The organism is Cupriavidus sp. 05L310 (assembly GCF_056398185.1).
The window spans coordinates 52389-60069 of record NZ_JBFTOX010000064.1; the positions used below are offsets into that span (position 1 = coordinate 52389).

Here is a 7681-nt window from a genome sequence, read left to right on the forward strand (position 1 = left end):
GCTCTTTACCGCCGGATATGTCGGCGTTTGCGGAGATCGTGCGGTGGATTCGGAGGGAGCGGTGGGTGGTTATCCCACCGCCGCCGAGCCGCGCTTGCCTGCCTGCGGCCTTTCGTCACTCGTCAGCCTAGCCAGCCCTTGATGGTCGCCGCCATGACGTTGGCGGAGATGCCGTAGCGATCGTGCAACGTAGGCAGTGCGCCAGCGTCGAGGAACGCGTCCGGAAGGCCAATCTGCCGGAATGGCGCGCTAACGCCAGCGCGCATCAGCGCAGTCGCCACCCCTTCGCCGAGACCGCCGATTACCGTATGGTTCTCGGCGACGACGACGAGCCGGCCGGCGCGCTTTGCCTCTTGCACGATGGTTTCGGTGTCAAGGGGTTTGATCGTCGGCACGTGCAGCACGCCAACGCCCACGTGATCTGCTTCCAGCGCCTTGGCGACTTCGAGCGCGCGCATTGTCATGATGCCCGACGAGATAACGAGCACCTCAGCGCCGTCGCGCAGCAATTTTGCCTTGCCAAGTTCAAAGCGATAGTCATATTCATCGAGCACCATGGGGACGTTGCCGCGCAGCAGCCGCGCATAGACAGGACCGCGATGTGCCGCGATGGCGGGCACCATTTGCTCGGTGTCCAGCGCGTCGCACGGATCGATGACGGTCATGTTCGGCATCGCGCGCATCAAGGCCAGGTCCTCGGCGGCCTGATGGCTTGGTCCATAGCCTGTCGTGAGGCCGGGAAGCGCACAGACGATCTTCACGTCCAGGTTGTCTTCGGCGATGGCCTGGTGCATGAAGTCATAGGCGCGGCGCGTGGCAAAGACCGCGTACGTGGTGACAAAGGGCTGTGCCCCCTCGTGCGCCAGGCCGGCGGCAGCGCCCATCAGCAACTGCTCGGCCATGCCCATCTGGTAGTAGCGTTCGGGGAACGCCTTCGCAAAGAGATGCAGGTCGGTGTATTTGCCGAGGTCGGCCGTCATGCCGATCACGTCGGGCTTGTTGCGGGCCAGTTCCACCAGTGCATGTCCGAACGGGGCAGGGCGGGTCGCCTGGCCCTCTCCGGCAATCGACGCGATCATTGCGGACGTCTTCAGACGCGGCTTGTTCAAGGTTGCGTTGCTCATGCTTGTCTCCCGGCTTCCAGTGCTTCCAGCGCGAGCTGCCACTCGTGGGCGTCGACGCGGATAAAGTGATTCTTCTCGCGCTGCTCCAGGAAAGGAACACCGCAGCCCATGCGCGTATCGCAAACGATCATGCGAGGCTGCGCGCCCGGATGCGATCGCGCCGCATCGAATGCCGCCGCTACCGCCTCGATATTGTTGCCATCGACGCGCTGCGTAAACCAGCCAAAGGCCTCCAGCTTCTCCACCAGCGGCTCGAATGCCATGATTTGCGTCGATGGCCCGTCGGCCTGCTGGTTGTTGACATCGACCATTGCGATGAGGTTGTCCAGTTTCCAGTGGCTCGCCGACATGATGCCTTCCCAGATCGCGCCTTCGTCCAGTTCGCCATCGGAGAACAGCGTATAGACAAAAGCATCGGAGCCCTTGCGCTTGAGGCCAAGGCAACGGCCAACGGCTATCGTCAGGCCCTGCCCCAGAGACCCGCCAGACATCTCCATGCCTGGCGTGTAACTTGCCATGCCTGACATCGGCAGGCGGCTATCGTCGCTGCCATACGTCTCCAGCTCTTCTGCCGGGAGAATGCCTGCTTCGAACAAGGCGGCATACAGCGCGATCGCGTAGTGCCCGTTGGACAGGAGGAAGCGGTCTCGCCCCTCCCACTCCGGGTCTTCCGGCCGGTACCGCATGGCACCGAAGTACGCAACGGCAAGGACGTCCGCGATGTCGAGTGCCTGCCCGATGTAGCCCTGGCCTTGCACTTCACCCATCAACAGGGCATTCCTGCGGATTCGATAGGCGCGCTCTGGCAGTGCCACGGGCGCTTCGGATGAGGATGAATTCATATTCGTCTCCTGCGTAGATCTGATGGTCAAGGGGATGGAGAAGCTCAACGGTTGACGGTCTTCGCCGGGACAAGGAAGACAAGCAGTGCGCCGAGCACGATGACGCCTGAGATAAAGATCAGGCCGGCGGTCGATTTTCCGGTCAGGTCGTTGAGCCAGCCTACGATGGCCGGGGAAAAGAAGCCGGCAAGGTTCGCGAAGCAGTTGACGGCGGCGATCCCGGCCGCTGCCGACATGCCACCCAGCAAAGCGGTGGGCAAGGCCCAGAACTGCGACGAGGACGTCAGGATTCCCGCCGCCGCGATGCTCAGGCAGACGATCGAAGCACCGACGCTGCCAAGCAGGGGAAGCGTCGCAAAGCCAGCCGCCGCTACCAGCATCGGGATCGCCAGGTGCAGGCGCCGCTCGCGGCGCCGGTCCGCGCTCAAGCCGACCAATGGCAGCGCAATAATGGCGCACAGGTACGGCAAAGCGGTAAGGATGCCCACCCACAAGGGGTCGGCGACGCCGGCCTTCCTGACGATGGTCGGCAACCAGAACGTCAAGCCGTACTGTCCGAGCACGACGCAGAAGTAGATGGAGGCCATCAGCCAGAGCCGGCGATCGGCGATGAATGCGCGGATCGACACGTGCGAGACCTTCTGTGCATTGTCGCCAGCGACGTTGCGCGCAAGCAGCGCTTTCTCCGCTTCGGTGAGCCACTTCGCATTCTGGATGCCGTTGTCCAGGTAGAGCAGGATGGCGATGCCGAGAACCAGCGATGGCAGCGCCTCCAGCATGAACAGCCACTTCCAGCCGGCCAGATCCAGCACGCCGTGGAATGCGTGCATGATGTAGCCGGACAGTGGTCCGCCCACGATGCCCGCCAGCGGTATCGCCATGAAGAACATCGATAGCGCCTTGGCCCGCCTTTCCGACGGAAACCAATAGGTCATGTAAAGAATGACCCCGGGCGCAAATCCGGCCTCCGCGACGCCTAGCAAGAAGCGCAACACGTAGAAGGAGGTGGGCGTGCTGACAAACGCAAAGCTCGCCGAGATGACGGCCCACGTCAGCATGATGCGCGCGAGCCAGTTGCGCGCACCCACCTTGTGCAGAATCATGTTGCTCGGGACTTCGAAGAGGAAATATCCAAGAAAGAAGATGCCGGCGCCAAGGCCATAGATCGTTTCACTGAAGCGCAGGTCATTGAGCATCTGCAGCTTGGCAAATCCCACATTGACCCGGTCCAGATAGGCGCCAAGGTAGCAGAGCATCAGGAACGGTATCAGGCGCCGCACCACTTTCGCGTAGGTCTTGGATTCAAAGGTGGCGGCATCCGTGTGCGCCATCACATCGCCCGCGACGGGCGAAGCGTACTTGGTCTTCATGTTGTCTCCTGCCAGGCGCCCCGGGTTAGCCCGAGTGCGCCGATTGTTCCGCCAGGTGAAGGCGGCAGTCGAGGGACGGTCAGTGAATCAGCATCCCGCCATTGACGTCGAGTGTGATGCCCGTCAGGTAGGCGGACAGATCGCTGATCAGGAAGAGGCAGGCGTTGGCCACATCGGCGGCATCGCCGAGACGCCCCAGCGGAATGCCTTTGATGATGTCAGCCCGCATTTCCGGCGTAAGCTTGTCGCCGGTGATGTCCGTCTGGATCAGGCCTGGCGTAATGGAGTTGACGCGAATGTGGTCGCCGCCAAATTCCCGGGCCATGGCGCGTGCGAGGCCAAGCACGCCCGCTTTCGCCGCGCTGTAGTGCGGACCGCCAAAAATGCCACCGCCACGTTGGGCGGAAACCGACGACATGCAAACGATGCTGCCGTGCCTCTGCGCCTTCATTTGAGGGATGACTGCCTGCGACATGTAGAGCGTGCCGCGCAGGTTCACATCGACGACGGCATCGAAGTTGGCTGGCTGGATGTCCAGCGTCCGCAGGGGCTGCGTAATGCCGGCGTTATTGATCAGGCCATCGATGCGCCCGTATTTTTCCAGGGCGGCGCGCGCGGCCAGTTGGCAGGCCGCGCGGTCCGTGACATCGCATGCGATGCCGAGGTGATCTTCGCCAAGGTCCAGTGCCGCCCGCTCCGCGTCTGCCTGCCGCAGATCCAATATGACTACCCTGGCGCCTTGCGCGGCCAGCGCGCTTGCCGTTGCCTTGCCGATACCGCGGGGGGATGCGGCACCGGTCACGATCACAACCTTGTTCTCGAGCATCATGTCTGTCTCCTGACTGTTGAAATGATGGTTCGAGTCTGGTGCCTCGCGCGGCGCCGATCAACGCAGTCCTTCTCAGCTATTGCTGAGAAATTTTCAGATGAGAGATGCGATTCCAGGACGTGAATTTTTGGTGCGCCGCACCATGCGTGAGCCGCATGGGCCGCATGCCTACGTCAACTCCCGGTCGATCCAGTCGAGAAATCGCTGTACCCGAGGCAAGTCCGCATTCTGGGATGGGCAGACGATGTGATGTGCGCCTACCTCCACGGCATACGTAGGGTCAAAGACCGGTACCAGCGTCCCCTTGCTGAGATGGACCGACGCCAGCAGCATGCTTTCCAGCGCCACGCCGATGCCAAGGGCCGCCGTCTCCAGCGACATGTACGAGCGGTCAAAGGAAAAGTCGAACACCTGGTGCTCGCCTGAGACGCCGAATCTGGCAAACCACTGCTGCCACTGGACGAGAGGTGTCTCGGAGAAAACCAGGCGCTGGCCCAGCAGGTCGGCCGGAGCGCGGATGGGGTGTCGGGCAAGATATTCCGGGGAGGCCAGGGGAGCAATGAACTCGTTGCGCACTGTCTTGACTTGCAGATCGCGCCAGTGCGCGTAGCCATAGCGGATATCGACGTCGTAATAGCCGCTTGTAAAGGAGACGTCCTCATAGGAGCAGGCTACGTTCAACTGAATGTCGCCGTTGTCGGCCTGGAACGATTTCAGCCGGGGCAGCAGCCACATCAAGCCGAAGCTCGGGCTCGAATGCACCCTGAGAATGTCGACTTCAGCCTGGCTCGATGCACGCTCGGTCGCGCGGTTCAGTTCAGCGAGCGACCCGGTCACGTCGCGCAGGTATTGCTCCCCGACTGGCGTGAGGGCCAGCCCCCGGCCCTGCCGGAAGAAGAGTGGCTGTCCAATGATGGACTCGAGGTTGGCAATCTGATGGCTCACCGCCGAGGCGGTCAGGCCCAGTTCCTCGGACGCCCGGCTTACGCTCTTCGTTCTCGCGACGCTCTCGAACGCAATGATCGACTTCAGCGGCGGAAGGCGCATATTCAGCTCTCTGGTGACGGTGGTAAGAGGGGTTTGTACTTAGAGCGGCCCCCGGCCGGGGATACGCCCGGGGCATGGCAAGGAGCGACAGAACTTCACCGTTGCCCTGGCGGGATCCGTGATGATCATATCGCGTTGGTGGCCTCGCGCGTCGAAGTTGCCGACGTGTAGCGTTGGTGAAGAGACTCCCGCGAAGGCCCGTCGGCAATGCTGCGTAAAAGCAAAAACGGCTTGGAGGTTCAAATTCTCCAAGCCGTTGATTTGCTAAACGTAACAGGTGGTGCGGCTGGCAGGATTCGAACCCACGACCCCTTGGTTCGTAGCCAAGTACTCTATCCAACTGAGCTACAGCCGCGCGCGAGGGCGAGACCATATCGCCCCCTGGGGAAAATACAAGTATTTCCGCAGATAAGAGAACACACGGGGAGTGCGGCGGGTCTCAGCCACTAAGTGGCAAGGTCAATCAACCCCGGCAACATCAGGTACGCCCCAATCACCACCAGCACCCCGAACGCAATCCGCCGCGTTGCCACAGCCGAAAGCGGTGGTGGAAATCGCCGGGCCGCAATCGTAGTCACGGCCACGACAGGCACCGCGAGCGCTGCCTGCACCCAGATATCGGCGCCGAGCTGCCCCTGCCATGCACTGAACAGCGTGCGCGTCACCGAGGTCGCCGTGAATACAAGAATCAGCGCGCAGCGAATCTCCACCATCGACAGCGGCTGCCGATAAAACTGGAAAATCAACGGCGGCCCGGACACGCCGAACATGCCGCTGAGCAGCCCGCCAAAGATGCCGCTGACGAAGAAGCTGCGGTCGCCGGAGCGCCGCACCAGCGGGGCAGGGCGCAGCGCGGCGCTCAGCCCGCCATACAGGACCACCGCGCCCAGCAGCACCTGCAGGATGCCGGCGGCGGCGCTGCTCAGGTAGTCGAGTATCAGCACGCCGGCCACCACGGAAGGCAGGATGCCCAGCGTGGCCGCGCCGACGGCACGCCAGTCGATATGGTGCATCTTGCCCGGCAAGGCCGCCGCGCTGTTGGCCAGCGTTACCAGGCTCACCAGCGTGGCGACGGTGGCGACCGGCGCCAGGCCCAGCCCGCTGGTCGCGCCCATCACGATCATGCCGAGGCCAAAGCCGGTTACCGTCTGGAAGTAACTTGCCGCGCCCATCAGTGCGAGCAGCGGCAGCAAGTGGTCAGCGGTCATGACAGTTGCGCGGCCATCGGGGCTTCCGTCCGGGCTTGCGCGGCGGTTTGCGCCTGCACTGCCGTTACGGCAATCACGTAGAACACATCGTCCGCGCTGCAGCCGCGCGAGAGATCGTTGGCCGGCTTCTGCAAGCCTTGCAGCAAGGGCCCGATCGCCTTGGCGCCGCCCACGCGCTCCGCCAGCTTGTAGCCGATATTGCCGGCTTCCAGGCTGGGAAACACCAGCACGTTGGCGCGGCCTTCCACCCTGGAGTGCTCGATCTTCTTCATGGCGATCTCGGCAACGATGGCGGCGTCGAGCTGCACATCGCCGTCGATCGCCAGGCCGGGACGCTGCTCGGTGACGAGGCGCGTGGCTTCCACCACCTTGTCGACAGCCGCATGCCGCGCGCTGCCGCTGGTGGAAAACGACAGCATCGCCACGCGCGGTGTGTCCATCAGCAGGCTTTGCGCGCTGTCGGCCGCCGCCATCGCGATCTCGGCCAGTTCGCCGGCATCGGGGTCCACCACCAGCCCGCAATCGGAAAAGATCAGCCCGCCCTTCAGTGCGTGGAAGGGCTCGCACAACATCATCAGGAAAAAACTCGACACCAGCTTGAACGCCGGGTGGATGCCGATGACCTGGATGGCGGTGCGCACCACGTCGGCGGTGGTGTGCACCGCGCCGGCCACCGAGCCGTCCGCGTGGCCCAGGCGCACCATCAGGTTGGCGAAGCACAGGGGTTTGAGCACCTCGCGCCTGGCGTCTTCCAGTGTCATGCCCTTCTTTGCCCGCAGCGCGAACAGCTTTTGCGCGAAGGACGGCGTGAGCGCGGAGCTGGCCGGGTCGATCACGTCCATGCCGGCAAGGCCGATGTCCGCGCCGGCCGCGGCCTGGCGGATGCGCGCGGCGTCGCCCACCAGCACGATGCGTGCTATGCCTTCGCGCGTGGCGCGTTGCGCCGCCTGCAGGATGCGTGGGTCCTCTGCCTCGCACAGCACGATGCGCTGGGGCGCCGCGCGTGCGCGCTCGATAATGCGGTTGATCGCTTTCATGATGGGGTCGCTCAGAATGGAATATGGCCGGAAGCAGCGGACGCCGCTTCCGGCCAGACGTCCGCTACTTCACTGGCTCAAACGTAGTCCTTGTACTTGTCGAGCATGCGCACGGGCTTGGCGAGCGCATCGCGGCGGAACGGGTCGCCCAGCTCGCGGGTGCACATGATTTCGATGATGGTGGTCTTGCCGTGGTTCATCTGCAGGTCGATGGCGCGCTTGAG

At 63.3% G+C, this 7681-nt stretch carries 7 protein-coding genes and 1 tRNA gene; all 8 read right to left on the reverse strand.

Going from position 1 to position 7681, the window contains the following annotated elements:
• Positions 1-122: 122 nt before the first annotated feature.
• Entirely contained in the window at positions 123-1124 is a 1002-nt protein-coding gene (locus tag AC1DS6_RS34700; protein WP_441630554.1) for a transketolase family protein, read from the reverse strand.
• Complete coding sequence (locus AC1DS6_RS34705) at positions 1121-1966, reverse strand: transketolase (RefSeq protein WP_477104146.1); 846 nt, start codon at positions 1964-1966, stop codon at positions 1121-1123. The genes AC1DS6_RS34700 and AC1DS6_RS34705 overlap by 4 nt, the downstream gene beginning before the upstream one ends.
• Positions 1967-2010: 44 nt before the next feature.
• Positions 2011-3336, reverse strand: coding sequence for an MFS transporter (locus tag AC1DS6_RS34710; RefSeq protein ID WP_045240274.1), 1326 nt, complete (start codon positions 3334-3336; stop codon positions 2011-2013).
• A 79-nt stretch (positions 3337-3415) separates the two neighbouring features.
• Complete coding sequence (locus tag AC1DS6_RS34715) at positions 3416-4165, reverse strand: SDR family NAD(P)-dependent oxidoreductase (RefSeq protein WP_441630557.1); 750 nt, start codon at positions 4163-4165, stop codon at positions 3416-3418.
• 168 nt (positions 4166-4333) lie between these two features.
• Positions 4334-5212, reverse strand: a complete 879-nt coding sequence (locus AC1DS6_RS34720) for a LysR substrate-binding domain-containing protein (protein WP_441630559.1) — start codon at positions 5210-5212, stop codon at positions 4334-4336.
• Positions 5213-5490: 278 nt separating this feature from the next.
• A tRNA-Arg gene (locus AC1DS6_RS34725) sits at positions 5491-5567 on the reverse strand.
• A 91-nt stretch (positions 5568-5658) separates the two neighbouring features.
• Complete coding sequence (locus AC1DS6_RS34730; RefSeq protein ID WP_477104147.1) at positions 5659-6420, reverse strand: sulfite exporter TauE/SafE family protein; 762 nt, start codon at positions 6418-6420, stop codon at positions 5659-5661.
• Positions 6417-7457, reverse strand: coding sequence for a phosphate acetyltransferase (gene pta, locus AC1DS6_RS34735; RefSeq protein ID WP_441630563.1), 1041 nt, complete (start codon positions 7455-7457; stop codon positions 6417-6419). Before pta ends, AC1DS6_RS34730 begins: the two co-directional genes overlap by 4 nt.
• Between the last annotated feature and the right edge of the window lie 224 nt (positions 7458-7681).

What these genes read in the sequence shown, in the direction of transcription:
- AC1DS6_RS34700 (WP_441630554.1), bottom strand. Translation starts at nt 1,124, where the DNA reads ATGAGCAACGCAACCTTGAACAAGCCGCGTCTGAAGACGTCCGCAATG.
- AC1DS6_RS34705 (WP_477104146.1), bottom strand. Translation starts at nt 1,966, where the DNA reads ATGAATTCATCCTCATCCGAAGCGCCCGTGGCACTGCCAGAGCGCGCC.
- AC1DS6_RS34710 (WP_045240274.1), bottom strand. Translation starts at nt 3,336, where the DNA reads ATGAAGACCAAGTACGCTTCGCCCGTCGCGGGCGATGTGATGGCGCAC.
- AC1DS6_RS34715 (WP_441630557.1), bottom strand. Translation starts at nt 4,165, where the DNA reads ATGATGCTCGAGAACAAGGTTGTGATCGTGACCGGTGCCGCATCCCCC.
- AC1DS6_RS34720 (WP_441630559.1), bottom strand. Translation starts at nt 5,212, where the DNA reads ATGCGCCTTCCGCCGCTGAAGTCGATCATTGCGTTCGAGAGCGTCGCG.
- AC1DS6_RS34730 (WP_477104147.1), bottom strand. Translation starts at nt 6,420, where the DNA reads ATGACCGCTGACCACTTGCTGCCGCTGCTCGCACTGATGGGCGCGGCA.
- pta (WP_441630563.1), bottom strand. Translation starts at nt 7,457, where the DNA reads ATGAAAGCGATCAACCGCATTATCGAGCGCGCACGCGCGGCGCCCCAG.